The 25,222-nt window shown below is 69.2% G+C and carries 28 protein-coding genes and 4 pseudogenes; 14 read left to right on the forward strand and 18 right to left on the reverse strand.

Annotated features, from left to right (window positions below):
* Positions 1-374: 374 nt before the first annotated feature.
* The 3 genes and pseudogenes from AB0F04_RS35385 to AB0F04_RS35395 all read right to left on the reverse strand — a co-directional run.
* Positions 375-470: pseudogene (locus AB0F04_RS35385) on the reverse strand (XRE family transcriptional regulator); the annotation flags it as partial.
* Positions 471-539: 69 nt separating this feature from the next.
* Positions 540-938, reverse strand: coding sequence for a hypothetical protein (locus tag AB0F04_RS35390; protein WP_362049716.1), 399 nt, complete (start codon positions 936-938; stop codon positions 540-542).
* A gap of 4 nt (positions 939-942) precedes the next feature.
* A complete protein-coding gene (locus AB0F04_RS35395; protein ID WP_362049719.1) occupies positions 943-1,290 on the reverse strand; it encodes an STAS domain-containing protein in 348 nt (115 codons plus the stop codon).
* Positions 1,291-1,634: 344 nt separating this feature from the next.
* Here AB0F04_RS35395 and AB0F04_RS35400 point away from each other — a divergent pair, with 344 nt between their 5' ends.
* Together AB0F04_RS35400 and AB0F04_RS35405 are read left to right on the forward strand one after the other, a co-directional pair.
* The gene (locus tag AB0F04_RS35400; RefSeq protein ID WP_362049721.1) at positions 1,635-2,051 is read left to right on the forward strand and encodes a hypothetical protein; all 417 of its coding nucleotides are present in this window, start codon (positions 1,635-1,637) and stop codon (positions 2,049-2,051) included.
* 188 nt (positions 2,052-2,239) lie between these two features.
* Positions 2,240-2,662 carry a GNAT family protein gene (locus AB0F04_RS35405; protein WP_362049724.1) on the forward strand — a complete coding sequence of 141 codons (423 nt, stop codon included), beginning with the start codon at positions 2,240-2,242 and terminating at the stop codon, positions 2,660-2,662.
* A 417-nt stretch (positions 2,663-3,079) separates the two neighbouring features.
* On the opposite strand, the gene AB0F04_RS35410 is transcribed toward AB0F04_RS35405, so the two are convergent.
* Positions 3,080-3,427, reverse strand: a complete 348-nt coding sequence (locus tag AB0F04_RS35410) for a hypothetical protein (protein ID WP_362049727.1) — start codon at positions 3,425-3,427, stop codon at positions 3,080-3,082.
* Here AB0F04_RS35410 and AB0F04_RS35415 point away from each other — a divergent pair.
* The gene (locus tag AB0F04_RS35415; protein WP_362049730.1) at positions 3,426-4,004 is read left to right on the forward strand and encodes a hypothetical protein; all 579 of its coding nucleotides are present in this window, start codon (positions 3,426-3,428) and stop codon (positions 4,002-4,004) included. The genes AB0F04_RS35410 and AB0F04_RS35415 overlap by 2 nt on opposite strands.
* A 241-nt stretch (positions 4,005-4,245) precedes the next feature.
* On the opposite strand, the gene AB0F04_RS35420 is transcribed toward AB0F04_RS35415, so the two are convergent.
* Positions 4,246-5,172 (reverse strand): SDR family oxidoreductase, encoded by a 927-nt coding sequence (locus AB0F04_RS35420; RefSeq protein WP_362049815.1) that lies wholly within the window; start codon positions 5,170-5,172, stop codon positions 4,246-4,248.
* A 310-nt stretch (positions 5,173-5,482) separates the two neighbouring features.
* Complete coding sequence (locus tag AB0F04_RS35425; RefSeq protein ID WP_362049733.1) at positions 5,483-6,043, reverse strand: serine hydrolase; 561 nt, start codon at positions 6,041-6,043, stop codon at positions 5,483-5,485.
* A gap of 463 nt (positions 6,044-6,506) precedes the next feature.
* Between AB0F04_RS35425 and AB0F04_RS35430 the strand changes: the two are divergent.
* Positions 6,507-6,704: pseudogene (locus tag AB0F04_RS35430) on the forward strand (IS5/IS1182 family transposase); the annotation flags it as partial.
* A 75-nt stretch (positions 6,705-6,779) separates the two neighbouring features.
* Here AB0F04_RS35430 and AB0F04_RS35435 read toward each other — a convergent pair.
* Positions 6,780-7,331 (reverse strand): DinB family protein, encoded by a 552-nt coding sequence (locus AB0F04_RS35435; protein WP_362049736.1) that lies wholly within the window; start codon positions 7,329-7,331, stop codon positions 6,780-6,782.
* A gap of 877 nt (positions 7,332-8,208) precedes the next feature.
* Between AB0F04_RS35435 and AB0F04_RS35440 the strand changes: the two genes are divergently transcribed.
* Positions 8,209-8,373, forward strand: coding sequence for a hypothetical protein (locus AB0F04_RS35440; RefSeq protein WP_362049739.1), 165 nt, complete (start codon positions 8,209-8,211; stop codon positions 8,371-8,373).
* 143 nt (positions 8,374-8,516) lie between these two features.
* Here AB0F04_RS35440 and AB0F04_RS35445 read toward each other — a convergent pair whose 3' ends face one another.
* Positions 8,517-9,395, reverse strand: a complete 879-nt coding sequence (locus tag AB0F04_RS35445; RefSeq protein WP_362049742.1) for a hypothetical protein — start codon at positions 9,393-9,395, stop codon at positions 8,517-8,519.
* 266 nt (positions 9,396-9,661) lie between these two features.
* Entirely contained in the window at positions 9,662-10,363 is a 702-nt protein-coding gene (locus AB0F04_RS35450; protein WP_362049745.1) for a 2-phosphosulfolactate phosphatase, read from the reverse strand.
* 438 nt (positions 10,364-10,801) lie between these two features.
* Between AB0F04_RS35450 and AB0F04_RS35455 the strand changes: the two genes are divergently transcribed.
* On the forward strand, positions 10,802-11,752 hold the full coding sequence (locus tag AB0F04_RS35455; protein WP_362049747.1) for an RNA-binding protein: 951 nt from the start codon (positions 10,802-10,804) through the stop codon (positions 11,750-11,752).
* Between the two features lie 217 nt (positions 11,753-11,969).
* Here the strand turns inward: AB0F04_RS35455 and AB0F04_RS35460 are convergent, their stop codons facing one another.
* A complete protein-coding gene (locus AB0F04_RS35460; RefSeq protein WP_362049754.1) occupies positions 11,970-12,968 on the reverse strand; it encodes a YdcF family protein in 999 nt (332 codons plus the stop codon).
* A 152-nt stretch (positions 12,969-13,120) separates the two neighbouring features.
* On the opposite strand from AB0F04_RS35460, the pseudogene AB0F04_RS35465 reads away from it, so the two are divergent.
* Positions 13,121-13,231: pseudogene (locus tag AB0F04_RS35465) on the forward strand (IS5/IS1182 family transposase); the annotation flags it as partial.
* 902 nt (positions 13,232-14,133) lie between these two features.
* Positions 14,134-15,030 (forward strand): aminoglycoside phosphotransferase family protein, encoded by an 897-nt coding sequence (locus tag AB0F04_RS35470; RefSeq protein WP_362049757.1) that lies wholly within the window; start codon positions 14,134-14,136, stop codon positions 15,028-15,030.
* A 47-nt stretch (positions 15,031-15,077) separates the two neighbouring features.
* On the opposite strand, the gene AB0F04_RS35475 is transcribed toward AB0F04_RS35470, so the two are convergent.
* A complete protein-coding gene (locus AB0F04_RS35475; protein ID WP_362049760.1) occupies positions 15,078-15,332 on the reverse strand; it encodes a DUF6336 family protein in 255 nt (84 codons plus the stop codon).
* On the opposite strand from AB0F04_RS35475, the gene AB0F04_RS35480 reads away from it, so the two are divergent.
* Positions 15,292-15,426: a hypothetical protein gene (locus AB0F04_RS35480; protein ID WP_362049827.1), complete on the forward strand. Its 135-nt coding sequence runs from the start codon at positions 15,292-15,294 to the stop codon at positions 15,424-15,426. The genes AB0F04_RS35475 and AB0F04_RS35480 overlap by 41 nt on opposite strands.
* A 614-nt stretch (positions 15,427-16,040) precedes the next feature.
* On the opposite strand, the gene AB0F04_RS35485 is transcribed toward AB0F04_RS35480, so the two are convergent.
* The gene (locus AB0F04_RS35485; protein ID WP_362049763.1) at positions 16,041-16,604 is read right to left on the reverse strand and encodes a cysteine hydrolase; all 564 of its coding nucleotides are present in this window, start codon (positions 16,602-16,604) and stop codon (positions 16,041-16,043) included.
* 273 nt (positions 16,605-16,877) lie between these two features.
* On the opposite strand from AB0F04_RS35485, the gene AB0F04_RS35490 reads away from it, so the two are divergent.
* Both AB0F04_RS35490 and AB0F04_RS35495 read left to right on the forward strand, forming a co-directional pair.
* Entirely contained in the window at positions 16,878-18,272 is a 1,395-nt protein-coding gene (locus AB0F04_RS35490; protein WP_362049766.1) for a Mucin-2, read from the forward strand.
* Positions 18,273-19,228: 956 nt separating this feature from the next.
* Positions 19,229-20,158 carry an ADP-ribosylglycohydrolase family protein gene (locus tag AB0F04_RS35495; protein ID WP_362049769.1) on the forward strand — a complete coding sequence of 310 codons (930 nt, stop codon included), beginning with the start codon at positions 19,229-19,231 and terminating at the stop codon, positions 20,156-20,158.
* A gap of 350 nt (positions 20,159-20,508) precedes the next feature.
* Here AB0F04_RS35495 and AB0F04_RS35500 read toward each other — a convergent pair whose 3' ends face one another.
* The 3 genes from AB0F04_RS35500 to AB0F04_RS35510 are packed head-to-tail and all read right to left on the reverse strand — an operon-like array spanning position 20,509 to position 21,516.
* On the reverse strand, positions 20,509-20,835 hold the full coding sequence (locus AB0F04_RS35500; RefSeq protein ID WP_362049772.1) for a DUF1048 domain-containing protein: 327 nt from the start codon (positions 20,833-20,835) through the stop codon (positions 20,509-20,511).
* 1 nt (position 20,836) lies between these two features.
* Positions 20,837-21,193, reverse strand: coding sequence for a DUF1048 domain-containing protein (locus tag AB0F04_RS35505; RefSeq protein WP_362049774.1), 357 nt, complete (start codon positions 21,191-21,193; stop codon positions 20,837-20,839).
* Positions 21,190-21,516 (reverse strand): PadR family transcriptional regulator, encoded by a 327-nt coding sequence (locus AB0F04_RS35510; RefSeq protein ID WP_362049777.1) that lies wholly within the window; start codon positions 21,514-21,516, stop codon positions 21,190-21,192. Before AB0F04_RS35510 ends, AB0F04_RS35505 begins: the two co-directional genes overlap by 4 nt.
* A 315-nt stretch (positions 21,517-21,831) precedes the next feature.
* Here AB0F04_RS35510 and AB0F04_RS35515 point away from each other — a divergent pair, with 315 nt between their 5' ends.
* Positions 21,832-22,356, forward strand: a complete 525-nt coding sequence (locus AB0F04_RS35515) for an Imm21 family immunity protein (protein WP_362049818.1) — start codon at positions 21,832-21,834, stop codon at positions 22,354-22,356.
* 26 nt (positions 22,357-22,382) lie between these two features.
* Here the strand turns inward: AB0F04_RS35515 and AB0F04_RS35520 are convergent.
* Positions 22,383-22,490, reverse strand: a pseudogene (locus AB0F04_RS35520) (IS5/IS1182 family transposase); the annotation flags it as partial.
* Between the two features lie 160 nt (positions 22,491-22,650).
* Between AB0F04_RS35520 and AB0F04_RS35525 the strand changes: the two are divergent.
* Both AB0F04_RS35525 and AB0F04_RS35530 read left to right on the forward strand, forming a co-directional pair.
* On the forward strand, positions 22,651-22,899 hold the full coding sequence (locus AB0F04_RS35525) for a hypothetical protein (protein WP_362049821.1): 249 nt from the start codon (positions 22,651-22,653) through the stop codon (positions 22,897-22,899).
* Positions 22,896-23,267 carry a fic family toxin-antitoxin system, toxin component gene (locus tag AB0F04_RS35530; protein WP_362049780.1) on the forward strand — a complete coding sequence of 124 codons (372 nt, stop codon included), beginning with the start codon at positions 22,896-22,898 and terminating at the stop codon, positions 23,265-23,267. The genes AB0F04_RS35525 and AB0F04_RS35530 overlap by 4 nt, the downstream gene beginning before the upstream one ends.
* 80 nt (positions 23,268-23,347) lie before the next feature.
* Here the strand turns inward: AB0F04_RS35530 and AB0F04_RS35535 are convergent, their stop codons facing one another.
* Together AB0F04_RS35535 and AB0F04_RS35540 are read right to left on the reverse strand one after the other, a co-directional pair.
* On the reverse strand, positions 23,348-23,851 hold the full coding sequence (locus AB0F04_RS35535) for an SMI1/KNR4 family protein (protein ID WP_362049783.1): 504 nt from the start codon (positions 23,849-23,851) through the stop codon (positions 23,348-23,350).
* Between the two features lie 382 nt (positions 23,852-24,233).
* Entirely contained in the window at positions 24,234-25,097 is an 864-nt protein-coding gene (locus tag AB0F04_RS35540) for a hypothetical protein (protein WP_362049786.1), read from the reverse strand.
* Positions 25,098-25,222: the final 125 nt, after the last annotated feature.

The raw sequence follows: 25,222 nt of genomic DNA on the forward strand, positions 1-25,222 counted from the left end.
GAAACGGCGCGGGGTGTGCCGGGAGGTCTGGTCGGCGTCCGTAGGGCCGTGTGCCCGTTTCGCCGACCTGGAGGTTTGCCGCCTTGGCCAGGCCACCGGCAGGTGGTCAGCACCCTACCCGGACGAGGCCCCTGCGGACACAGCGACGCCCCGGCGTAGCGTTACGTAACGGTAGCCACGATGGGCCACTCGCAGAAATGAGCAGTTCTGAGAGACCGCGGGCCCCCGCCGGACTGTGTACGGTGTGCCCCTGATCTTCGTTCTCACGATCTCTCGCAAAACAGCTTTCGCAGAATGCCCCTGCGGGGTAGCCGACTTGCCCGCGCAGCAGCCCGGTACCAGTCTTCTTCTCCCGCGTTCAGGTGCAGACTTGCCCGTGGCTGCCAGCGCTCGCGCACTGCGCCGGCCAGGCGCTGGGCGAGGTCCGGCCGCGGCCGGCGGATCTGGTCACTGACGCACCGCTTCACGGTGGGGGTTCTTCAGTTCGCGGCTGACCAGGTGACGGCATGAAGCCCGCAGGCGGCGGGCACCAAGCTGGGTTACGTATGGACCTGCCACCACCGGTCTGCCTCAACCCGCGCCACCTCGGCTTCGTACTGGCTGGCGTCGAAGTGGAACTCCGGCGGCGAGGGCGCAGGGGCGTACGGAACCTCCCAGTCCGACCACTGGACGATCTCCCCGAAGCGCTGCACGACCACGGACAGGAAACCGCAGCAACCGCCGGTGCACTCAGGTTCCCCCAGTTCCAGTCGACGCGCTTCGTTGGTCGCCCGCAGGAGGCTGGGCTGGCCGGCACGCAGCACATCAGCTGCGAACGGCCCACGGCCCCCCTCGTCGACCGCCCCTTCGACCACGTCTTCGCCGTTGACCCAGAACCGCAACTGAGCAGCCCACCTGCGCCCCGGCGGCAGCACCCTGATCTCCAGATGATCGAACACCAGGTCACCCTACGGGGCGTCCGGAAGTCGGCCGGGAGGTGTCGGGCAGCAGGCGGCACAGGTCGAAGACTCCCGGGTTCACATCAGCCGCCGTGAGCAGCAGCCACAGTGGTTGACGGCCCAGTCCCGTCACGGTGGTGCGGCAGTCCGCGGTGTTCGCCGTGGGGTGGAACAGCAGGTGCAGGCCGGCGATGTCCATGAAAGGCGCACCGGTCAGGTCCCACTGCAGCTCGCGCACCTGGAACGGCAGCGAGGTGGCTGCGGTGCGCAGCAGGGGCAGGGTGTCGAAGTCGATTTCCCCCTGGACTTCGATGCGTGCGGTGGTGCCGTCGAGGACGGTGGTGATGTTCATGCGGGCGCGGCCCCCTTTCCGGGGGTTGATGAGCCCAAAGGCGACCCACTGGGGGCGTCGACGATGGCGGGAGCCGGGTGCCCGTGATGGGGGCAACGCCCGGCATTTCCCCGAAGGACCGGCATTCAGGGGTGCCGGTCAGTCTCGCTGTCTGTCCACCGTCGCACAGTGGCGCCGGGCACCACGACTGTCCCCGAGGAGGAGATGCTGTGAAGCCCCTTAGTACCTGTTTTCGAAGTCCCCCGATGGAGTTCGCGCGGCTCAGATTCGAACGGACACCCATCGAGTTGGGTGCTTGATGGCTTCTGTAGCCTGCTGCCAGCTGTGTGTCGGGGGGAGCTGGCGTGGTGAACATCCTGTCCGTGGCCATCGGGGCTGGTTTCGGCCTCATAGGGGCTGTGTTCGGGTCTTGGTTCACTGCGCGCCGGCAGGACCGCATGTGGCTGCGCGAACAGAAGCTGAAAGCCGGGGTCGGCTTCAACACCGCCGTGGTCCAGCTCATCGACTACCTTCGGGAAACACGGCTGAGCGACGACGGCGCTGGGGCCAATGAACTGGCGGGCCGGATGCAGGAAGCTCGGTCAGCCCTCTATCTACTGTGTGCCGACGACACCGTCGATCTTGCCGATGCTCTCGCGGGTCGGGTCTGGAGCTCCCGGCCCAGCGAGGGCAGGGACGAACGCAGGGCCGAGCACAGGGAGACGGAGGATCTCCTGCGCCGCTTCACCCATCAGCTCCGGCAGGAGATCGCCAGGACGTAGTCTCGGTTGGTTCTTCGGCGGGAGGATCGGTGCTGAAGTGGACATGATTGCCTCATGAATCAACGCTCGGTGACCCTGGACAAGATCACTTTGGAGGATTGGCCGGCCATTCACTCGTGGGCGTGCCTGGCGGAGGCTTGTCGCTATCAGACGTGGGGCCGAACACAGAGGACGAGACACGGGACTTCGTGGAAGGCGCGGTCAAAGCCTGGTCGGACAGCCCCCAGCGCCGGTTTTCCTATGTGGCCCGCCTCGGGCGAGATGTGGTGGGCATGGGGGAACTACGTGTTCGTAGTGACATCCAGCGTCAGGCCGAGGTCTCCTATGTGGTGCATCCGCGAGTCTGGGGCCAGGGCATCGGGATGGAGATCGGGCGGCGGCTTCTTGACTGTGGCTTCGGCGAGCTGGGGCTCCATCGGATCTATGGAACCTGTGACCCGCGGAATCTCGGCTCTGCCCGGGTGCTGGCCAAGCTCGGCATGACGCATGAGGGACATCTGCGTCACACGCAGCTGATTCGCGACGGCTGGCGAGACTCTTTGAACGACCGTAATTGCCCAGGCTCTGACCGGAATTGGGATCCGGATGCGTTCTCGATGCGGTCACTGTGACCGTTCGCCGAACGTTTCCTTCCGGGCCCTCCAGGCCCTCGTGACGCACCGCCGCGAGCAGTAGACCGCGTTCGAACGGCGGTCCACCCCGGCCACCCACGTCGCCCCGCACTCGGGACACTCGGCCCGGTCGGCACCGCTCAACTCCGCGGCCACCCGCTTGCGCAACCGGCGGTCCCGACGCCACTGCCTGGCACGACACGCAGTCGAGCAGTACACGGCAGCAGGCCGTGCGTCCGGCCGCAACCGCTCACCGCAGCCCCCGCGCACCAGCTTCCCGGCCTCCCCGGCATCCTCGGACACTCAGCCAGCCTAGGACCCAGAGCTACTCAAAACCGGGGATCGAAAACAGGCACTTACGTCCCCGGGGCGCCGCCGCGGCGCACGGGGGTTCGCGGTAGAGGTGCGCGGGGCTGCTCAGAGGTGCGGTTGGCCCGCCTGCCGGGGAGAGGTGAGCGCCTGCCGCTGTGTCGGGTCCTGAGCGCGTTGTGCAGTCGCGTCCAGCTCCCGGCCCACCACGTACGGCAGAGGCCGGCCCAGCGCCCAGTCCAGCAGGGCCTGAGCAACCGCGCGCGGCTTGCGGTTCGTGCGCTGCGACACCTCGCACAACACCGGGAAGAGCACATGCAGAGTCAGTCGACCCAGGGCTGGTCGTTGGAAGTAGGACGGCATCCGGTGGAAGGCATCCGGTGTGACGTGGACGCTGCCGGAGCCGATGCTGAGCCCTCCCGACGTTGTCAGTGGCGGCCGGTACGTTGCGATCATGGGTGTCTATCTGGTGAGTGTCGCAGCGCAGGACTGGTCGCAGCCTGGGGAAGACGGGTACGGGGACGTCGCCGCCGCGCTGAACACCGAGCTGGAGCGGCGCGGGTTGCCCCCTTACGAGCTGCGGCAGGCCGCACGGGAGGCGCCGGGCTGGTTCGAGGAGAAGGTCAGCCCGTCCATGGACGGCTTCGTGGCACTGTGCAGGACGCTGCTGACCGATGCGGAACTGTCGACCCTCCTCGACTGGAGCGTGCTGGTGCCCCTCCCGCTGGAGGAGGAGATCGTGCTCCCCGTCGGCACCGCGTACTCCGGCGAGGAGACAGCGGTCGCCGGGGCTCCGCAGGTGCTCGCCCTGGCCGAACGGCTGGCCGGCGCCGTCGGACTGCCCGTGGACGCGATACCGGCGGGCGAGAACCTCGCACTGAGCCTGTGGTTCCTCGAGGGCGGGGCGGAGCGGACCGCCCGAGTGCGGCCGGGACCGTGGGCCGAGGACCGGGACGCGGCCTTCTATGTGGCTCTCTACCTGCGCGCCGCGCAGTACTCCCTGCGGAACGGCTGCCCGATGACCTACTCCTGAGTCACGGCGACGGCACGGTCGGAGAGGCCGTATACGGGTCCGGGCCGGGGCCGGGGCCGCCTTGCCCGGGCCCGCGTCCTACTCGCTCACTGCGTGACGCTCCCCGGCTCCACGCCGAGGGCCGGGGAACTGCGGAAGGGCGCCAGCAACGAGTCGTGACGCCGCGCCGGGCTTCCAGACCAACCGATGGCCCGCTCACGGGTCGCGGCATCGCCACCGCGGCCCGCGAGCGGGATGCCCGTCACCGATACCCGGTCGGGTCCGCCGGTTTTCCGGCGTCGTCCACCTCAACGAGGTAGCGCCAGCAGTCCGGACGTGACCCGTCGAGGTCGCTGAAGCCGTACTCCTGTGCCAGTTGCCCGCTGGACAGCGACTGGCCGTTCCAGCGGGCGACGTCTGCGTCACCGGCCAGTGCCGCGACGGCGCGTCCGACATACGCCGGGCTCTCCGAGATGCAGAAGTGCGGCACCGTGGTCAACGCGTCACGCCAGTTGTCCTCCGTGACGCCGAACGTGTCGAGCATCATCTCCGAACGCATCCAGCCCGGACTGACCGCTACCGCCGTCCCACCATGCGGCTTCACCTCGTGTGCGAGCACGAACGCCATGCGCAGCACACTGTTCTTGACCAGATCGTAGAAGTACGAGTTCCGGTAGTTCGCTCCGTTGTAGGCGGACGTGCCGTCGGTCATCTCGACCACAAGGCCGCCCGGTCGCCGCACCAGCAGGGGAAGCAGGAAGTGACTGGTGATCGCGTGGGTCTCCACGCCCAGCCGGAGCAGCCGCAGCCCGTTGTCGAGGTCGTGTTCCCACACCGGCTTTTCGAACTCGAACAGCCGCTCGCCGCCCCAGACATTGTTGACCAGCACGTCGAGCCGCCCTTGGTCGGTGTCGATGCGCTCGGCCAGGGCACGTACCTGCTCGGGCACCAGGTGGTCGGTCGGCACCGCGATGCCGGTTCCGCCCGCAGCGGTGACGAGTTCTGCGGTCTCCTCGAACGTCTCGGGCCTGTCGTATTCCGAGCGTCGTGCCGCAGTCGTGCGGCCCGTGACGTAGACCGTCGCACCCGCCGCGCCGAGCTGGACGGCGATGCCGCGCCCTGCGCCCCGCGTGGCCCCCGCAACCAGCGCAATCTTTCCGCGGAGATCCGGTGTTGATGTGGTGGGCATTGATGCCATGCAATTCCCTGTCTGTCGGTACGGCACGGTCCGCGTCCTCCACTGAGGCAGACCGGTGAGATCATGCTCCACCTAAAACCCGACATCTTGTGTCGCATTTTCTCACCCGCAGTCAGACGACGTCTGACCGGAAGAAGACGATCGCGGCCCAGCGGCTTCGACGACCAGGTAGGCGAGGTCGTCGCCCGGACCGTCGCATGGCTGTAGCTGGTAGCCAGTGCTGTGACCGCACAGGTTCGCCGGGTTGCCCGAGCCTCGGCCGCTGGCCGCCATGCACTGGAGTGGATGGACGGTCCGGCTGTCAGTCGGCGAGCGCGGCGTTGACGAGCGCCTTGATGTAGGGAAGGTCATTGCCGGTCCCCGTCGGGTTCAGGGAGTACACCACGCGGTGTCGGAGGTCGCGGGTGGCGAAGATCCCGTTGTCCCAGCCGGGGCGGGAACCGGTCTTGCCCCAGACGTACTCACCGTCCGGGAGCTGGTGGCGCAGGAGCCCGCCGACGCTGTAACAGGCCCTCTGGCCGCCGCAGTTCGTGTTGCCCGCGGCGCTCTGCACCTTCGGCACCTCGAACACCAGCTTCTGCTGGGCGGGCGGAAGCAGGCGGCCCCGGAACAGCGCGGTGAGGAAGCGGTCCAGATCGGCGGCGGTGGAGATCATGCCTCCCTCGGCCCACGGGTACGGGCTCTGCTCGGTCACGTCCTGCCCGTCGACGTACACCTCCGCGTGGGGCGAGGGGATTGTCGGGTCGTCGGCGGCGGGCAGGCTGGAGTGGCGCAGGCGCAGCGGCTGGATGATCCGGTGTTCCAGTTCGCTGGTGAAGGTCCACGCGCGATACGAGGCTCTGGGCGACCTCGTACAGCACACGCCGTCTGATCCGCTGGACCTCCCTTCGCTCGCAGCCCGCGCCGCAGCTCTTCCCGGCCGTGTGGCAGCGGTGGAGGCGCTCTGGGACGGCGATACAGTCCACGACTGGTTCGTGCTCTTGGTCGCGGTCCTGAACGCCCCGGAAGGGGAAGGCCACCTGGCGACCGTCTATCACCGATCGGACAGCCCTCCTCCTGGCGTTGCTGCTGCCGAGGCGGGCCGGGCGCTGGCCGGCCACCTTCAGGTGCCCTTCCACTTCGCGTCTCCGGACGTCCCGGATGACGACGCTCCGCGCTGGAGGACGATCCAACGGTCCGCGGAAGGGCCGTAACCGGAGGAATGGGCGGAGCGCGGCGGCCCCGAAGAGGCCGGGCGACAGGGTGCCTCCCGTTCTCATGAACATGGCCTCAGGTCCGATCCGCCTGCCTCCCGAGATGGTGAACAACTACTGTCGAAACTCGTGAACAAAGCCAGCCGCGGCGGCGAGGGCGGCCGGCCCCCCGGCTTCGACACCGAAATCCACAAACGCCGCAACGAGGTCGAGCGCACGGTCAACAGGCTCAAGAACTTCCGAGCCGTCGCCACCCGCTGCGGCAAGAGGGCTTACCTCTTCCACGGCACCGTGCCCCTCGCCGTGATCCGCTTTGGGCTCCGGCCGTGATCACTCGATGGCTACTCGCCCATATCAGGGGTGAGCATGATGAGGGCGGACCATCAGCCCGCGACGTACTTCGGTTCACCTCGGCGGGTCCTCGCCCGTGAGCCCGTCGACGGATTCACGGATGAGGTCGGCGTGACCGGCGTGGCGGGCGTACTCCTCGATGAGGTCAAGGAGAATGCGGCGGAGGTTGGGGCGTTCGCCGCTACGGGTGGTGTAGGCGCCGAGTTGGTCCAGCCCGCCTTTGCTGAGCGCCTCGTCGACGATGGCACGGGAGCGGGCGACTGATTCCTGCCAGAGAGCGCGCAGTTGCTCGGGGGTGTCCTCCGCAGCGGAGCGGTAGTCCCAGTCGGGAGTGCTGTCCCAGTCGACGGTGTCCCAGGGAGCACCGACGGGGGAGCCGAGCCACAGCCGGGTGAAGTGGCTGTCTTCTATGTGCGCCAGGTGCTTGAGGAGGCCGCCCAAGGTGAGGGTGGATGTGCCGAGTGTGGCGCGAAGGCCGGCGGCGTCCAGGCCGGAGCACTTCCAGGCCAGGGTCGCCCGCTGCCGTTCGAGGGCGCCGAGGATGGCTGCTGCCTCGGTGCCGGCGAGTGGAGGTTCCGGCCAGACTTCGGTTTCGCTCTCCGTCATGGCCGCAGACCTTAGCGAACAGGACTGACATCGCAGCCGACGGGCGAACCGCAACGAATCGATCACTGAAAACCACAAGATCCGCCGGGCAGGCGGTAGTCCTGCGGACTTGGCGGTGTCCGGGAGTGCCGGCAGGGCATCGTTTGGCTGAGCGAGAGCTCCGGTGTTGTGCCTCCTCCGCGGCCCCTGCCGAGATCGACGGCGCCCCGGCCTCGTGGGCGCTGCGTCTGCGCAACGACGACGATGGCCAAGGGCTGGACGAGCTCGGCGCGGCCTTGCTGCCGGGCGAGGCCACGTCCAGGTCGTGTCCGAGGGGCCTGGACACAGGACGGTCCTGGCGTTCCTCCCCGGCCACACCCCGAGGACGGCGTCGGCACTCTGGCCCGGTCCGCACCGGCGAAGGCCCGGACGGGCGATGTCGTCTTCGAGCGGTCAGCGGAACGCCCGACGGACTGTGCGCCGAGGCCAGGAGGGCCTCCTGCGGATCGTGCCGCTGCTCGGTCCGGACGCGCCGCCGGCGGATGAGCCCGAGGACTGCCAGCTGTGCCCGGCTGCTACCGCCCCGTCCACGAGCGCTCCACCTCACACACCATCATCGGTGCCGGTCCCATGCCGGTGATGGGACCGTGCAGGCTGTGCGCCGAAGGCACCCTGCTCGTGGTCGGCCGGGGCGACACCGACGCCGCCGGGCAACTGCGCGCCACTCCGACCGGCACCGAGGGCATCGCCGCCGCCACGCCGCCCCTGCCTTCGACGGACGGCACCGTGTTCACCGTCATCGCCTTCCCCACCACCTCGCCCCAGGATGCGAGCACCGCCGGTCTCGTTCACACCCTGCGCGACGAAGTCCTGCCCCGGCTCGGCCAACGTACGGGTCATGATCGTGGTCACCGACGTCCGTCCGGTGTGCCGACTGGTCTTCGCCGCCTTTGTACTCAGCCCTCACCGCATGCTGCAGCGGTTCGGGCTCGGCCTCGCGGTCGCTGGCCCGACACCTGCCGAAGGTGGCACTCGCACGGCCGATCGACGGCTGACGGTGTGAGGGAGCCGTCGCCCCCCGTCCGTGTTTCTTCGGGTTGTGCCACCCTCACAGGTGCTCGTGCACTCGGTAGCCGGCATGGTGATCTCCGGGATTGGCGTGCGGCCGCGACTGTCCGCCGCGGGCCCGGATCGTGAGGCCCTGCGTCAGCCCGTTGAGCTCCATGTACTCTCCGTCAGCCCAACCGGGTTACCGGTCGGCACGATTCCGGAGTCCAGGACGCGTCGCGCGAGCGGTTCGAGAAGGTGGGCAAGGCGGGTGGTGTCCTCGGCGCCGAGCGTCTGCCACGGTGTGACCGCCGCCGCGTCCGTGTCCGCCTCAATCTGCTCGTGAGCGGCCGCTCCGGCTTTGGTGAGGCGTCCCTCCTCGCTGATCCAGCCTCGCTCGCGCAGGTTCGCCTGCGCCGAACGCCATTCCTCGATGCTCCATCGACGGATGCGTCGCTGGAACTCGGCGTCGGTTTCGCCGGTCGCACTCTTGAGTACCAGCGCTTCGACCGGCCCCAGACGGCGGCCCACCAGCACGGCCACGTGTCCGTCGCCACGGTGTTCCCGCAAGGTGGTCACCGCCTGCCAGAGCCTGACATGGGGTTGGGCAGGCCGGGGCAGCTCCTGGTTGGCCACGCCGAGCACCCGTCCGGCGGTGTCCGCAGCGCGGGCTGCCTCCCAGGCGAGGTCGGCGGCCTCGGCCAGCTCTGCGGAGGCAACCACGTCCGGGCTGTAGAAGGTGGTCATCGCGGCCCCCACGGCACGCTCGCGCACCTCGATCAGCTGTTGGGGAGAGGCGAGAGCCCAGGCGTCCGGCAGCACGCTCGCCGCCCGGTCGGGATGGAAGACGTAGAAGCAGCTGGTGACGACGGAGGCAGGAACGGGGCCGAGCGGCGCCGCGCGCAAGGCGAAGTAGCCCATCCAGTAGCCCCGCAGTCCGAGACCCTCCACGGCCTCGCGCACCTCGGGGGTGAAGTAGACCAGTTGGTGGACCGGTTCGAACCTCTCCCACATCGCCCGTGCGACGCTGCCGTTCATTTTCAGGCCCTCCCGGTTCGTCCTGCTCGGCTGAGGCGACACCGAGAGGCAGCATCCATCATGACAGCGGTCATAACAACCCCTCGGCTCAAGCCCCCTCGGTCCGTGGACACCGCCCTCGGCCGCGGCGACGGGCTGCGGGTGCGGGGCCCCGCAGGGTCGCGAAGGGGAGCTTCGTCGACAACCGTCATCGGGACATGCAGTTGATGCCGCATTCCCGACTGGGTGCTGGCCCTCGCCCGGTGACAGTCGGACTTCACGTGCGATCAAACCGACGCATCTTCGCTCAGCGAAGGCACGGCGCACGGACGGAGGACCATCAGCGAGCCTTCCAGGGTCGCCGCCATCGCAAAGGGGAACCGGTCGAGCTCAAGGCAGAGTGCAACGTCATCAGGATGTACTCCTTGACGAACCCCCTCCGCCAGCTCGGCGGCGGCGCGGGACTCGGCAGCGCGACGGAGGAACTCAGCAGCATCCGTCCCGGCTTCGGTGGCCCTCCGAGCGATGTACTGAGCACACGCCAGATCCTCATCGGCCTGTCCGTCTTCGCCAGTGACCACGAACGTGACACCGTCACTCCTGCGTGTCCGCAAGAGCCGAGCCGTTGCCTCCGCCACCACGAAGCCGGCGCACAGCACCAGCGAGGACTCCTTGACCGCAAGGGCGCCGACCGTCCCTGCCGTCGTCTTCTGCACAACGGTCCGTCCGCCAAGGTCAACGGACCGCAGCAGACCCGGCGAGTTGACCATCTCGAACCCGGGCGCGGGCGGACCGTCCTTGAGCGCCGCCCAATCCGGGTGGCGAGCCTTGAGCGCCAGGGCCTCGTCCAGCGACTCAGCAAGAACGATCTTCTCCGCCCCCTGGGCAAAGGCCCAGGCAGCCACTGTGAATGCACGCATGACGTCGACCACGACCGCCACGCGCGGGGCTTCGGCCAGATCAGCGATGCCAAGGAAACGAGTGTCCATTCCGGTCATGATCGCGCATGCCCGACCCGAGGCACTCAGGGCAGTGATACGGCATCACATCGACGGTCTCGGAATGCAACACCTCCGGCTGTCTACGTCGCGAAAGTGGTCCGCAACCATACGGCTGACCCGTGGCGGATCCCGCGCCGCGGCTGCCCGTTACCTCGGCATCACTCCCGGCGCCCGCCATTCCGCGACGGTCACCATCCGCACCTGGCACGAAGATGCCGGGCAACGCGGACGCCTACCAGGACGCACTTCACCGCATCGCCGAAATCGCCGCCATCACCGAGGTGCCCTCCTCGACGGGGCTCGCCGCTCCTGAGCAGATGACCGTCGGACCTCGCACCCGTCGACGCTGGAGCCGCCGCCCCCCGGCCGCGGAATCGGGACCGAGACCTACGCTGGGCACTTCTTCCGCCCCGTACGAGGAGTAGCGTGCCACCGTCCTTCGTTCACCGGATCACCAAGTACGACCCCGCTGACCGCGACGAGCATGGCCACTACACCGGCGCCGAGGACACAGTCAGCGACCACGGACCTGTCGAAGCGGCGTACCTGGCGGCGATCGCCGCCTTCGCGGAGGCATCGGGCATCGACCGGCTGGAGATCCGCGAACCTGCGGTCACCGGCTTCTTCCACTTCGGTGTGGAGCCGCCGGTTGAGGGGCACGGCCTCGGCGGGCTCTTCCCGCCCGACCTCACCGGCTACCACGACGGGGCCGAGGTCTCCCTTCCGGTCGCCCTGGAACTGGTCCGGGCCATGCTCCGCGACCAAGGCGCCTGGTGCCGACTGGAGGTGGGGGATGTGTTCACCGTGCATGTCGGGTGGGACCAGTACGTGTACGTGGGCAGCGACCGGCCCTGCGCGGACGCAGTGGCCCGTACACGGGAACTCGGCCTCTTCCCGGAACCGCTGACGGCCTCGCCCTACGCGGCCGAGTTCGACGAAGCGGAAGTGACGGAGCCGGCCGACGAGCACTTCTGGATACGGGTGCACACCGCTCTGGGCTCACGGCATGCGCTGCTCCTCGAGGAAAGCCACGTCCGCGGCGCCGTACGCTGGCACCGAATTACGCTGAAGAACCTCAACACAGTGCGCGCCGGTCTCGGCCCGCGCGCCTTGCTGACCGTCTGGCCCGACCTGACCTCGAACGTCGGCGCCGTCCTCGCCGCATTGCCCCAGGAGGAGGCCACCCAGTTCGTCTGGGAAGCGCAGGACGGGGCGATCAGCCACGCGATCGTCGACGACACCGACTACCGAGAACTCACCGTCCACGTCGCCGATGCCCGAGCCGCCTGCGCCCTGCCTTTGTCCCTCGCCGAACGCCGCCCACTGCTCTGTGCTGCCCTCCCAGACAGCGACGGTGTACTGCGCGCCCGGTGGTAACCCGGTTCGCGCGCCACGGGCGAGCCAGCAGGTCTATGCATCGACGTTGTCCTGCCAGACCAGATGTCGCGCTCAGTCACACCAGCTGTGACTGAGCACTCCGGTTGGCAGGTGCGCCGAACAGGTTTGTCACGAGGTCGGGTGTTCGACCTCCTCCTCAACCGCGCTTTGTGCGGCGCCTTTGTCAGGACTTCTCACGAGGTCAGTGGCTGGCGCTTCAGTGCTCGAAGACCGTCGTCGCCACCGGCACTGACAGCAGGAGGCTGAGTCCGACCAAGGGGAGGCGGTCCAGCCACAGGATGGCGGCGAATTCGCGCAGGGTCGCTGCCAGCCAGTAGGCGGGGGAGGTCGGCGCGCCCACGACGTGCGCGGACACGCCGACGCGGCGGGCCAGCAGGGTCGTGCGGTAGACGTGGAAGCAGCTGGTCACCACCGTGGCACGGTGGCCGGGAATGGTGTCATCCACGAGGGCCGCGCTGAAGCGGAGGTTCTGCCCGGTGTTGACGGAGCGGTCTTCCCGGACGATCCGGTCGGCGGGCACTCCGTGTCCACGCAGATAGTCGGCCATCGCGTCCGCCTCGGAGCGAACCTCGTCGTCGCCCTGGCCGCCCGAGACGACGAACACCACACCAGGCGTATCCGGTGAGCGGGCGGCGTCGATCGCCAGGGCGCGCTCCAGTCTGCGTGTCAGCAGCGGGCCGGGCCGGTCGCCGTTGAGCCCGGCGCCCAAGACGACGACATGGGTGGTTCCGGGCAGAGGGGTTGTACGGCCCTGCACGAACACGTAGCCGGCGAAGACCAGGAAGAGCAGAGTGAGGTATCCCGCGGTCGCATTCACCGCCACCACGAGGGCACCGAACGACTCGCCGCCGACCGCGTGGAAGACCGCATCGAGGCCGAGCACCGCCAGCACCGCGCAGCCGGCGGCCCCGGTCGCCAGCAGGGCTGCCTGCGGTCCGTAGCGCCGGACCATGAGGACGCCGTCGGCCAGCAGCAGCAGGCCCAGCGCGAGCGCCAGGAGCAGGGCAGCGACGGCGAGGACAGTGACGGTCGTCGGGTGGGCTGCCGCGCTGCGACCGGCCACGCCGAGTCCGGCAGAGGTCACGGCGAGGCAGAACAGGACGGCGGTGGAGAACCGGTGGGGTGCCAGCAGGGCGTTGACGACGCCGCCCACGGCGAACACGACCGCGGTGAGGTACTCCGGGTACTCCTGCATGTGCCGCACCGCTCTCCCGTCCGCCGGGCCGCTGCCCGACCCTCCCGCCTCGCCGCCTGCAGGTTCCCGGGTCCGGCACGGAAAGGCTGCCGGCCATCCTTCCAGACCTGCTGTGGTGCGCCGAACGCGGGCGGGCGGCGCTGCGTTCGGCGGTGCCGGAGGCGCCGACCCGTCCGCAAGGCGGAGGCCAGAGCCGGCATGGTGGCCGGAAGGTGCTGGCTGCGATCGTGTTCGTGGGTACCCAGGGCTGCACCTGGCAGCAGTTTGCCGTCCGCTTCGTTCGGGCCATCGGGCGCCGCCCAGCCTGCCAGGTGGGTGTATCAGCGACCGGCGCGGCAGTCGTAGACCGTAGGGTGCGTCAACCTGAGCCAGGGTCTGCGCCAGCCCCTCCGGTGCGGGCGACTGGCCAGCCACGAGCCGCACCTGTTCCCGGCGAGTGAGGCGCACGTCCTCCCACGAAAAGGGGAGTTCGGTCTCCTGGGAGCACTTCGAAGAACGCCAACACGACGATGACCGTGTGGGCCGCCTCCAGCAGTCGGGTGCGCGCCGCGCGCCCGTCGGCGCCGCGCAGGGCGGTCCCCCAGGCTCCGGGCCGCCGCACGACCCAGCCCCAGGATGCGTCCGCGTTCGCCCAGCATGCCGAGCACCTCGCCGCTTCCCCTGGTCCACGGTGGCCGTCGCGGGGGGATCCTGACCGAGGAGCACCAGCGCGTCCCCGACCGAACGAAAGCAACCTGCGTGACACCGCCACACCCCTGTGATCGCCCGCGCACCCAAGGTCAGCATCGTGTCACGGCGGCCAGGGCGGGGTCAGCGGATCACCAACTTCCGTGCCCGGGCGCAGGATTCGGTGAAGGTGGCTCCGGGTGGGTTGAGCGCCCGGTTTTGCTCTCAGCCCTCTTGCGCGCCGACCCGCTCGGCATGGGCACCGACGGCCCGGCCGTCGACATCGACGCCGCGTCGCACATCCTGGTCTGCAGCGGTGCCGACGGGGACGCCTTGACGACGCCATCGCCTGATATCAACGCGCCAACGAGGCCGGCGACAGCGCCTGTCTGGGGCTCGCCGTCAATGAAGCCGAATTGGTGGGGGTCAAAGGGATCACAGCGAGCTGTTCCCGGGAACGAGAATCGCTCCGTCTGTCGCCCCAGTACTGTGACATCGTATGACCGACACCGAGATCGAGATCACCGCAGGCCTGGTCCGCGACCTGCTGGTGGAGCAGCATCCTGACCTTGCGGTGCTGGCCATCCGTGAGGTGGCGGGCGGCTGGGGCAACCAGATGTGGCGCCTCGGTGACGCGTTGGCTGTGCGCATGCAGCGTATGGACCCGACCCCGGAGCTCCAGCTCAAGGAGCGGCGGTGGCTCCCCGTGCTGGCCCCGCGCCTTCCGCTCCCGGTGCCGACCCCGGTCCGGTTCGGTGAACCGTCCGAGCGTTTCCCCAAGCACTGGACCGTCATGACGTGGGTTCCCGGCGAGCCACTGGACTACGGCTCGATCAGCCGCGGCGCCCATGCAGCCGACACGCTGGCGGGCTTCCTCCGGGCGCTGCACGCGGAAGCGCCCGCCGAGGCACCGATCAGTTCGGACTTTGGCGCGCACCCCAAGAAGTGCACCGACGGCTTCGAGCACTTCTTCCAGGCCGTTGCCCTCGACGACATGGCTGCCGATACCCGGGCCCTCTGGGACGATGCCGTCGCGGCCCCCGCGTGGGATGGCCCGCCGGTGTGGGTGCACGGCGACCTGCATCCCGCGAACGTCGTCGTCGCGGACGGAACCCTCTCGGGCATCGTCGACTTCGGTGCCCTGTCCGCCGGTGATCCGGCCTGGGACCTGGCCGCCGCATGGCTGCTGCTACCAGCCGGCACGGCCTCACGATTCTTCGACACGTACGCGCAGGCAGACGAGGCAACCATCCGGCGCGCCCGCGGGCTGGCTGCGATGAAGAGCCTCTTCCTGATGCTCATGGGGCAGAACGGAGATCAAGGACTTCCCGGCGGCAAGCCGCATTGGGGCCCTGTAGGTCGGGCGGCACTCGATCGTGTTCTGCAGGGCGTTTGAACGAGGCATAGCCACGTTGCGAAGCGCCCACGTCGGGCGCGCGTGGCTCAACTGCCGTACAGCCAGCTGCCGTACTCGGCGCCGTCCACGAGGAAGTGCAGACCGAAGGCGCCGGGGAGCAGCACGAGTGCCGATACGCCGACCCGTAGCAGGACCGGGGCCGCGACCGTGATGGGCCCGGCCTGGCCGGTCACGGTGTGCCAGTCGCGGCAGCGGCGAATGTCCGGCCCGCACGTCCGCCAGTTTTGGTGCGCTTGTCGTGTGCTCTGGCCCGCCCCCTGGTACCTCACAGGCCTGTCCATGCCACTGTGGGCGGTCCTGCGCGCCCGCGAGGAAGCCACCCACCAACCCGACGAGGACGACGACTCCCCCAGCCGGTGGGAAGAAGCCGCCTGACGGCGAGACCTCCGTGCGGTGTAGTCCGAGACAGCTCTCTTCCAGAGGATGAGGCTGGTCGCACGGCTTACGTGCCTCTCCTGGAGGTCGCTCAGCGACAGCTCGTTCGTGCCGCGGTCCGCCGCACTGCTCTGCGTCCAGGCGACGATCGCCGGGTGCGCATCCTCGTAGGGGGTGCCGGCAGGCGTGGTCCCGCCATCGTTGCGGGCACAATCGACGGTTCGGCGAGCACCTCGAGGACGTCCGGCATGCCTGGTCGATCGCCGCTGTGGCGGCCTGCTCGGTTGAGTTCGCTGAGGCCGCCCACCATCAGGTCCCAGTTCCCGAGCTGGCCTGTCAGGCCACTGATCACCGCAGCGTCGCAATACGGACCTCCGTGTCTGCGCGCCGCGCTTTCAGGTGAAGCCGGGCGCCGGCCGTGAATGATCTCGGGGAGTCGGTGACGCCGGCACCTTCGAGAAATGTGACCAGGTTGTGGTCGCTGTAGGCGGTGTGGGGGATCTCGTCCCGGCCGATGCTGTGCACGGTGACTTTCGGGCCACCCGAGAGCAAGGGCCGCACACAACGGCCCCGGCTGACCTGGGCACGGCACGGGAGGCGATGCCGGCCTCCCGCTATTGCGGTGCGATGGCTTTGATCCAGTCTTCGACGGCGACCACATCTGCCCACTGCGGGAACAGTTTTTCGGTGAGCATCCGGTGCACCTCGGGGTCGGTGTCGAGGCAGGCATCGGCCAGGACGGTGAGGCCGAAGTCCAGGTCGATGGCGTGCCACAGGGTGGACAGCACTACAGCGCTGGTGGCGATGCCGGTGAGAACAAGGCTGTCTATACCGCGAGTCCTGAGCACCAGGTCGAGGTCGCTGCCCGAGAACGCGCTCCCCCGCCTCTTGGTGACCACGACGTCGCCCTGCTGGGGCGCGACGTCGTCGTGGATCTCGGTGCCAGGGGCCCCCTCGGTGAACAGGCCGGACCGCACGGCGTTTGTCATCACCTTGTTGCGGGGGCTGACTTCAGGATCGCCCGGCCGTAACCCGAGCACCACGTAGATCACGGTGATACCTGCAGCCCGGGCACCGTCGATCGCCCTGCGCAAGCGCGGCAGATATCCGGAACCGTCATCGGCGATGGCCACGACGTCCCGTTGGACGTCCATCACCAGAAGTGCGCTGTTCGCCATGCTTGCCGTCCCTTCTCCGTGGGGAAACAGGAGCAAGTCTGGTCAATCAACCGAGTTGCGGTGGAGGTTTTGGAGATCCTCGCCCCGTCGCGCCGCAGTGCGCCTACGACAGGTGTCGGTTCACGTCGACATTTTCTCGTCCTGTGATCACCAAGTGCTGTCCAACCTCGGTGAACTCAAGGACCGGTGCAACGGTGGCCGACAGATGCCGTGCATGGCATACGAGATCATGGGCGCGGACTGCTCGGGGAAGACGCAGGGGGTAGGGGAATCATGGTGGCGTTCCACGCATCCGCGCTGGACGGAGTGGCCCGAAATTTGGCGCTGCCGACGCCGCTGCTGCTGCGCCTGCTCTCCTTCGGGGCAGACGGTGACCGGCCGCCCCGTGACGTTCTTCAGCGGGCCGAACTCCCTGAGTCGGCCGTCGCGCTGATCCTGGCCCACCCGAACCCGGGGGTCCGGATCGATTTCGCCATGAGTGCCAGGGCGGAGCCCGCACAACGGGCCCGGCTCGTGGGCGATCCTTCTCCCAAGGTGCGGGCAGCTCTCGCACATGGACCGGAGGTGTACGGTTCGCGCGCAAGGGTCGCGCCGCTCCCGGATGCCGTGTGCGCCCGCCTGCTCGACGACCCGGATCCTTCCGTATGCGCGGCCCTGCTGGGGTCGCCCCATCTGCCGTCGTCGTTCGTGGCATCGATGGCCACTCATGACCGTGGGGCAGCGCGCCGGGAAGCGGTGCGTGCATGGGAGGCCCTGTCGGCGGGCGAGCGGTCGGCACTGCTGGCCGACCCCGACCCCGAGGTGCGGCGGGCCGCCGAGCTGCAGGAGTGCCGGCGGGACGCCCGCGTCACCGCCGAACTCCTCCGCGACCCCAACTCCGCCGCCGAGGCGCTGCGCCGCGGGCTCCTCGACCATGCCGAGGCCGAGCGGTGCGTCGCCGAGCGGAGGCACCTGACCTCCCTCGCCGAGAACCCGTCGCTGCCCGCCGACCTCGTAGAGCGGCTCGCCGTGGACCCCGACGAGGCCGTACGGCTCGCCGTCTCCCTGCGGCCCGAGCTGGACGAGACGCGGCGCATGGCCATCGACTTCACGGCCGGGCACCTCGACAGGGGCGACGGCGTGTGGTGGGTACGGGACGGGCTCGCCGACCCCGAGGTACTGCGCAGGGCCGCGACCTCCGCTCACCCGCTGCTCCAGCGCGCCGCTGCCCGGAGCCCTCACCTGCCGCCCGACCTGCTGCGCTTGCTCGCCCGCGTCGAGGACCCGGTGGTGGAGAACCTCCTGGGCATTCACCACCCCGACGCTCCGGAGGAGGTCCTGATGCGGGTGTTCGCGCGGCTGGGTGGGACGTTCTCCGCCTGGATGGCGGAGACGCACCCTCGTTTTCCCCGCGAGGGCCTCGCCGCCCGCTACGCGAACCATCCCGACGGGAACTACCGGCGGCTTGCCGTACGGGACCCGGCCGCCACACCGAAGCTGATCGAACGGCTCAGCCACGACCCCGTCGTCTGGACGCGTCAGGCGGCAGCCCGCGACCCGCGCCTCCCGCTCCGCCGGCTCCGCGAGGCTCTCCACGCCCCCGAACTAGCCTCCAGCGCGGGTGCCAACCCGGAGCTGCCCGAGGACGAGATGGCCGCCGTCCTGGACCGGGCCGGCGTTCCCACCTGACTGCCCAGCAGAACCGACTTGCTCGCACCCCAAAGCGAAGCCCGCGGTACACCGACCACCGGTTGGTAGCTGGGTTCGCAGGTCAGCGGGGGCGGTGAGGGGTGCTGTCGAGTTGTGTCATCAACTCGCGGTCAGTAGCTCTGGTCAGTAGCTCCGGTCTGACGCTTCGGCCGCTGAACCTGGTGCGCCTGAGCCCGCCCGGTGCAGAGCGACGACATCGGTCAGTACGGACGCCACCACCGCCTCGGGGACCGTCCGGCTGGTGCCCGACGGGTCGATGTTCGTGCGGTGGGTGCCCGCGAAGTGTGGGAGCGGATCGTTCGGAGGCCTAATGTCTGCTGTCTTGGGCCTGGCGGTCCAGGAACTCAATCAGCCGTGTTTCCGAACGTGCAAGCCTCTCCCGTTGTTCGAGGGGAAGCGAAGCGAGGGCGTCGAGTAGAACCCGCTTTCGCGGGACGTGCACCATGTTGCCGGAGTAGATCCGGCAACTGGAACACCAGGCGAGTCCGATGCACCGCTCGAACATGGAGGAGTCGGGCGGGTGGAAGCGGTACTGGTACGAGCGGACGGGCGTTCCGCAGGCGGCACAGATCCGACGGACTCCGTTGGAGATCGTGTCCCAGACCCCGACCTTGCGCCAGTGCTGCGGCCCGGCCGGTGCTCTTCAAGTCGTCATGCCCAGCATTCTCTCCCTGATGACCTCTCGGCGTCTCCGAGGGCACCGCGGGACCGATGGTGACCGTGCCCGGCCCGAGAGCACCTCACTTCTGCCGTTTCCGGTAGAACAGCAGCAGCCGCTGCTCCGGTACCTCCCGTAAGGGGACCCGGCGACACCGGTGCAGGTTCCCTCGACCGCTTCACCGAATCCCAGACAGAAGGTGATACCGGCGGCCCTGCCGTAGTCACCGTGAAATAGGGCCGCGCGACCGTCGGCGCGGCACAGATAGCCTGCGCGAATGAAGCGGATCAAGCGGGCAGCGGGCGCGGTCGTCGGCTCAGCCGTGGGTGACGCCCTGGGCGGCCCCTTCGAGTTCGGTCCCCAGGGAGCGTTCTCCGCGCGGTTTCCCGTGCCTGGTGCCGGTGACGAGATGTGCGGAGGCGGCGGCTGGGACCCCGGCGAGGCCACTGACGACACGCAGATGGCCGTCCTGGTCGCGGAGTCACTGCTGGAGCGGGGACGACTGGATCTGCCGGACATCTTCGCCCGCTTCCAGCAGTGGGCAGCATCAGCCCCCAAGGACATCGGCCTGCAGACCGAAGACGTCCTGACCAACGGCATGCCCTGGGACCTCGCCGCCGCGATCCATTTCCAGGTCAACCAACGAGCAGCCGGAAACGGCTCCTTGATGCGGGCCTCGACCTCCGCGGTCCACTTCGCACCCGCCGGCCAAGAAGCCACCATGGACGCGGCCCGCCGCATTGCCGCCCTCACCCACGGCGACCGCGCAGCCTGGGAAGGCACCGCGATCTTCCATGAACTCATCCGGGTCACGTTCGAGGACACCGATCCTCTCACCGCGCTCCCGGAGATCCTGGGTCTTGTCCACCCCGACCACCGGGACCGTTACGCCACTGTCCTCGCACCCGATTGGCACCCCGATCAGGCGACCGAGTTCAACGGTGCCGTCTGGCCCTGCCTGGGCTCCGCCGTCTGGGCCCTGCGCACCACCACCAGCTTCGAAGACGCGATACGCGCGGCGATCGACCTCGGCGGCGACACGGACACCGTCGCCGCGGTGACCGGGGGCATCGCGGGTGCGTACTACGGGCTGGATGCGATCCCCGCCCGCTGGATTCAGCCGCTCCATGTCCCGCTCCCGGGCTTCGACGGACGAGTGCTGCACCTGGCAGATCTCCTCCACCTTGCACACCGCCTCGGAGCGTGAATGCCCACGACAACCCGCGGTCCTTCCTGATGTGCGTCTGCAACCGGGATCGGCCTTGTGTCACCGCCTGGACGCCGATGACGCGCCGCGGCTGGGCCGCTGCCGGCCGTCGTGCGCGAAACGCCGCGCGCACCGACCACCGTGCCGCAGAACCCCCAGGCCCTGGAGAAGCAGGCCGCATCGGAGGCGGTTCCTGTGCCCCCTCGCCGACCGCTTCGCTCGCCGCGGCCGCACCTCTGCGAGCGCTGGCCGACCGCCACGAGCACGACCGGATCCACGCGCAGAATCCGGCCTCACCATGAATCCCGCGTGGTGTGACCCGGCAGCGTCGCGAACCGGTCCGGTGGCTGTCACCTCTTGGCCGCGCCGGGTTCCCCGCCAAGGGACTCCTGGTAGGCATCCGCGTAGGTGGGAGAGTCTTTGATCAGGTCGTCGCAGAACGCGGCGACATCGGTGCCGATGAGTTCCAGCACTCCCTTGCGCCCGGCGACGCCCTCCTCGAAGAAGTCGACGATTCCGGGGAGGAGAGATCCGTCGGACAGGCTGACCGGTCCGACCTTGAACAGGTACTTCTGCATCTCCTTGTAGACGATCCGGTAGTCCGGCGGGAGTGCCTTGACCCGGGCCACGTGCGCCCGCCACTGTTTCTTGCCTTCGATGATGTCTTGGATGCTCACGTCAGCCTCCCAGCCGGCTCAGTTTCCGTGCGACGTTCCTGTTCAACTGCTCGCGCCACCGGTCGCGATGAGTCCGGGCCCCAGCTCCGCCGGCCAGCGCCGTGCAGAAGCCCTGGATGTCGTCGCCGAGCACCTCGTGGACGCTCTGCCCGTCCGCTGCCGACACTTCAAGCAGCCCAAGGGCGGAGTCGAGGATCGGTGTCAGGTTGCGGCCGGCGAAGTCCCCGTAGGGGAAGAGGTGGGCGACGATCTGGTCCCACGCCTCCCGGTAATCGTCCGGCAGGGCCTCGACCCGGGCTCCGAACGCCTTCCAATCCCTGGTGAGATCGCTGCCTGTGACCTTCTCCCAGAAGTTCATCTCCCGCCTTCCTTGAGCCTGTTGACGCGTGATGAGAGGTATTGCCACTTCGCCCAGAACTGTGCGAGTTCCTCGCGCCCGGCGTCGTTGAGCGCGTAGAACTTGCGCGGCGGACCGACCCCGGATGGTCGTTTCGTCACGTGGACGAGCCTGTTCCTCTCCAGCCGCAGCAAGATCGTGTACACCGTCCCCTCGATGACGTCGGCGAAGCCGAGCTCATTCAGCCGGCGAGTGATGGCGTACCCGTAGGTTTCCTCGCTGCCGATGATCTCGAGCACGCACCCTTCGAGCGTGCCCTTCAACATCTCCGTCAGGTCATCCATCGCGGGTACTCCTCAACCCTGCCGGTACTACGTGATACCGAGTACGGCTATACGGTATCACCGAGTAGTGGAACGGCGACGTCTCCGGTGGACACGACCTCGGGCCGACTCGTTCGGCAGGGGAACCGGGTTCCGTCGAAGGCTGCAGCCGGGAGACGCTGGACGTCACGCCGGTGGACCTGAGCTGGTGGTGGAAGCTGGGCGCCATTGAGCGGCGCGGGCGTTGTCAGTGGGTGAGGGCACACTGACGGCATGAGCCCCTCTTCGTCCACCGCAGCCGACGCGTCCCACACCTGTCCTGTCTGGGTGGAGTCGATGGGCGGACCTTTGATCGTCGTTCCCTCCTCCGCTCTGGCTGCGTGGCGCGGATGCACGGAGAGCGGGGTCATGGCGGGAGACGCCACCGCTGCGGACGACTACGACCGGGCCTGTGCGGTGGACGATCTGGCCGGTGTGATCACCGTTGGCGAGAACGGTGCGCAGGCACTGGTGCTGGCGGACGAGCCGGCCACCAGTTGCTACCTGCCCGAGCGTCGCGCCTTCCTGCGGTGGCTTGCAGCCGACTCCGAGGCAGGGCTGAAGGCCGCAGCAGAGGCTGTCCTCGGGGACCCGGCCACCGAGTGGGAGGAGTGCGGCACATGGGTGTCGGATGGTCCGGCCGTGCTCATGGACTCCGCCGAAGCAGGCGCCGACCTGGGCATCGAGTACCCCGGCGGCGGGATGCCCGCCCAGGCACCGGTCCCGCTGCCCGCCGGCCGCTGGAGGGTTCGAGCCACCCACACCAAGGCCGACGAGGGAAACCGGGTCGGCCTGGTCCAGCTCCTGCCCACCGAATCGTGAACGAGCAGTTGCTTCGGTGAGTGCGGTCATGCGCGGCGCGCGAGGTTGTGCAGATGGGCGATGCCGAGCATCGCGTGGTGGACGCCCGCGCCTTTCAGTCGGCACTTGCGGAGGATCTTCCAGGTCCGGCGACGACCAAGCTGCTGTCCGCGTCGAGCACGATCTGGTGGTGGGCGTGATCTTCTCCTGGAGGGTCGCCGAGCTGATCTCGCGAGAGTTGCGCATCGGGCATGCGGCGCGGCGGGGCCGCGGGCGGTTGTGCTACCACCCTGCTACCATTCCAGTGTGACTTCCATGAAGAAGCAGACGCAGGTCCGGCTGGAAGAGGACGTGCTCGCGGCCGGCAAGGCCGCCGCGGCCGCCCGTCGATTGGACTTCAACAAGTACGTGGAGCGGCTCATCATCGAAGACACCACCGGTGCCCGGGCAGCCGGCATGACGGCTGCCCAGCGGCTCATCGAGGAGCACGGCGCCTTCCTCGATGACCTGGAGCAGCAGCTCGACGCTCCCTACGCCGATCCGCACCCCGGTGCCGCCGCGTGATCCTGCACGTCGACGAATCCTGGATCCTCGAGGTAGCAGAGCGAGCCGGACACCGTGACCCGGCCGCCGACGACTACGGCGTACCCGTCGCCGCCGTCGCCCGCCACCGCGGCGAACTCCTCGACACACCCCTCTACGACGGCCCCTTCGCCCGCGCGGCCGCCCTGGTGCACACTCTCGGCCGCTGCCGCTGGCTGGAGCGCTCGAACCTCACCGTCGCCTGCGCCGTCGCCGTCATGTACCTCGAGGCCAGCAACATCCCCGTCAACCCGACCCGCGAACAGCTCACCGCGCTCGCCCATGAGCTGAACAACCCCCGCTGCACAACCGCCCGGATCGCCTCCTTTCTGCGCACCTGGAAACCCTGATCTCGCACTGGGCGGCCTCGGCCAGGTCCGTCAGCGGCGAGCCAGGTCCTACAGAGCCTCGTACAGAGCTGCCGACGGCATCACCGCTCGGTCGTACCAAGGACCTGGTCGGCCGTCGCGAAGCAGTGCTCCCTCGGCCTCAGCACTTCGTGGAGGTGGCCGAAGTACTCCGTCTCCGCGGTGCCGGTGAGCACCGAGAGGAGAAACGCTAGACACCCCACGTTGTGCTGCTCCCACAGGGGGCCGCGCCCTTCGTTGTACAGCACCGTCCAGTCGTCGGGGGACTGCCCGGGCCGCGCCAGCCAGTACAGGAACGCTCCCGTGCCCTCCTCAAAGGCCCACGGCAGAACCCTTGCCCCCGCCTCCTGCAGGCCGGCCGGCTTGTCCTCGAACTCCCACAGGTCGGCCAGGATCTCCTCCCGTTCCCTCATCTGCCCATGCAGGTCGCAGTCGTCATGGGCGGAGTCGGGGGCGAGCAGCCAGATCGTCTCGTCGAAGATGCCGTCGCCGTAGGTCTCGACGAGCTGCTTGTAATCGGCGGGCAGAGCCGTACCGAGGTCGCTCTCGGCTTGCGCCCAATCCACCGGAGGTGGTGACTGAGCGGGCGGTGGGCAGAGGCGAACAAGCGTGTCGAAGGCGATCATGAAACGGACGCTACCGGCACACCGGCCCACCACCATGGGCGGGAGATCAGGCGGATGGTTCCGTGAGCGCGGCATCGGTCTGTGTCGTCGCGGATCGCCGGCGCGACTGAGAGCGAAGCCGGAGATTCCCTGCCGGCTCCCGGTCGGCGAACCGCCGGGTGGTGTCACCGCTGGGTGTCGGGGCCGGTGGCTGGCTGTACTGGCCTTGGTGGGGCGGGTGGCAGTGCGGTGCTGACCGGCTGGGAGGCGGGCGGTTCCGTGATTCTCCGTACGTCTGCGCGTTGTCGGCGCCCTGGGCGCTTCCGGGGTCAGCGGGGGCGGGTCACCAGAGGGGGTGGGTGGGGGGTGGGGTGGCGCCGCAGGTGGTGGCCAGGTGGTAGGTGCGGCGGAGCAGTGCCTGGGCCGCCGAGGTGTCGCCGAGGGTGTGCAGGGTGTTGCCGAGGTCGGCCAGGGCGCGGGCCAGTTCGGGGCGGTCGCCGGCGGTGCGCAGGTCGTTGGCCGCGCGGGCCAGGGTGGCGGGGCGGCGCGCGGGCTCCTCGGTGGCGGCGCGCAGGCGCAGTGCGGTGCCGCGGTGGCGGGGGCTCAGGCCGGTGGGGGTGGTGAGTTGCTCGGTGAGCAGGCGGGCGGCGTCGTCCGGACGTCCGAGGTGCAGCAGGGCCTCGGCGGCGTCGATGCGCCAGGGCAGCCGGGCGAAGAGGCCTGCGGGGGCCAGTTCGCCCGCGCGCAGGAAGTCGGCGAGCGCGGCTCGGGGGTGGTTGACGGCCAGGTGGTGGCGGCCGCGGGCCCTGAGGTAGCGGGGGATGTCGGCGCCGCGGGTGGAGGGTTCCGGGGCGGCCCGGTGCAGGTGGCGGTCGGCCTCGTCGTGGCGGCCCATCTCGGTGAGGACTTCCGCGAGGACCGCCGTGGGCCAGCGGCCCGGGAAGGTGCCGGGGGCTGCGGCGCGTGCGGCGGCCTCGGCCTCCTGTTCGGCCTCGTCGAGTTCGCCGAGGCAGAGCAGTGCCTCCGCACGCAGTGCGCCGTACGCGGCCTGTCTGCCGCGGGCTCCGGCGCGGGCGGCACGGGTGCGTGACCGTGCGCAGCGGTCGGCCGCCCCGCGCGGGTCGCCGTCAAGGAGGAGTGCGTGGGCGTCCCGCAGTCCGGGCGCCGACGCGACCGGCCGCGGTGGAGTGCGCGTGTGTCGGTCCATCTCTTCAGTGAATCGGGTCGTCCTCGTGCTCGGCCACGCCTCTCCAGGGGAGTTCGACCGGCACTGTGGCGCGGCCGAACGGCGTCCCCGGCGGCGGGCGGGGGGGGCGGGGGGCGTCGTCCGCT

The organism is Streptomyces sp. NPDC029041 (genome assembly GCF_040637515.1).
In the GTDB taxonomy this organism is placed as follows: Bacteria; Actinomycetota; Actinomycetes; order Streptomycetales; family Streptomycetaceae; genus Streptomyces.

What these genes read in the sequence shown, in the direction of transcription:
- AB0F04_RS35410 (WP_362049727.1), bottom strand. Translation starts at nt 3,427, where the DNA reads ATGATCGCAACGTACCGGCCGCCACTGACAACGTCGGGAGGGCTCAGC.
- AB0F04_RS35475 (WP_362049760.1), bottom strand. Translation starts at nt 15,332, where the DNA reads ATGGACAGGCCTGTGAGGTACCAGGGGGCGGGCCAGAGCACACGACAA.
- AB0F04_RS35445 (WP_362049742.1), bottom strand. Translation starts at nt 9,395, where the DNA reads ATGAACGGCAGCGTCGCACGGGCGATGTGGGAGAGGTTCGAACCGGTC.
- AB0F04_RS35505 (WP_362049774.1), bottom strand. Translation starts at nt 21,193, where the DNA reads ATGAACTTCTGGGAGAAGGTCACAGGCAGCGATCTCACCAGGGATTGG.
- AB0F04_RS35470 (WP_362049757.1), top strand. Translation starts at nt 14,134, where the DNA reads ATGACCGACACCGAGATCGAGATCACCGCAGGCCTGGTCCGCGACCTG.
- AB0F04_RS35450 (WP_362049745.1), bottom strand. Translation starts at nt 10,363, where the DNA reads ATGGACACTCGTTTCCTTGGCATCGCTGATCTGGCCGAAGCCCCGCGC.
- AB0F04_RS35440 (WP_362049739.1), top strand. Translation starts at nt 8,209, where the DNA reads ATGATCGTGGTCACCGACGTCCGTCCGGTGTGCCGACTGGTCTTCGCC.
- AB0F04_RS35510 (WP_362049777.1), bottom strand. Translation starts at nt 21,516, where the DNA reads ATGGATGACCTGACGGAGATGTTGAAGGGCACGCTCGAAGGGTGCGTG.
- AB0F04_RS35485 (WP_362049763.1), bottom strand. Translation starts at nt 16,604, where the DNA reads ATGGCGAACAGCGCACTTCTGGTGATGGACGTCCAACGGGACGTCGTG.
- AB0F04_RS35460 (WP_362049754.1), bottom strand. Translation starts at nt 12,968, where the DNA reads ATGCAGGAGTACCCGGAGTACCTCACCGCGGTCGTGTTCGCCGTGGGC.
- AB0F04_RS35435 (WP_362049736.1), bottom strand. Translation starts at nt 7,331, where the DNA reads ATGACGGAGAGCGAAACCGAAGTCTGGCCGGAACCTCCACTCGCCGGC.
- AB0F04_RS35495 (WP_362049769.1), top strand. Translation starts at nt 19,229, where the DNA reads ATGAAGCGGATCAAGCGGGCAGCGGGCGCGGTCGTCGGCTCAGCCGTG.
- AB0F04_RS35415 (WP_362049730.1), top strand. Translation starts at nt 3,426, where the DNA reads ATGGGTGTCTATCTGGTGAGTGTCGCAGCGCAGGACTGGTCGCAGCCT.
- AB0F04_RS35525 (WP_362049821.1), top strand. Translation starts at nt 22,651, where the DNA reads ATGAAGAAGCAGACGCAGGTCCGGCTGGAAGAGGACGTGCTCGCGGCC.
- AB0F04_RS35515 (WP_362049818.1), top strand. Translation starts at nt 21,832, where the DNA reads ATGGGCGGACCTTTGATCGTCGTTCCCTCCTCCGCTCTGGCTGCGTGG.
- AB0F04_RS35540 (WP_362049786.1), bottom strand. Translation starts at nt 25,097, where the DNA reads ATGGACCGACACACGCGCACTCCACCGCGGCCGGTCGCGTCGGCGCCC.
- AB0F04_RS35420 (WP_362049815.1), bottom strand. Translation starts at nt 5,172, where the DNA reads ATGCCCACCACATCAACACCGGATCTCCGCGGAAAGATTGCGCTGGTT.
- AB0F04_RS35490 (WP_362049766.1), top strand. Translation starts at nt 16,878, where the DNA reads ATGGTGGCGTTCCACGCATCCGCGCTGGACGGAGTGGCCCGAAATTTG.
- AB0F04_RS35395 (WP_362049719.1), bottom strand. Translation starts at nt 1,290, where the DNA reads ATGAACATCACCACCGTCCTCGACGGCACCACCGCACGCATCGAAGTC.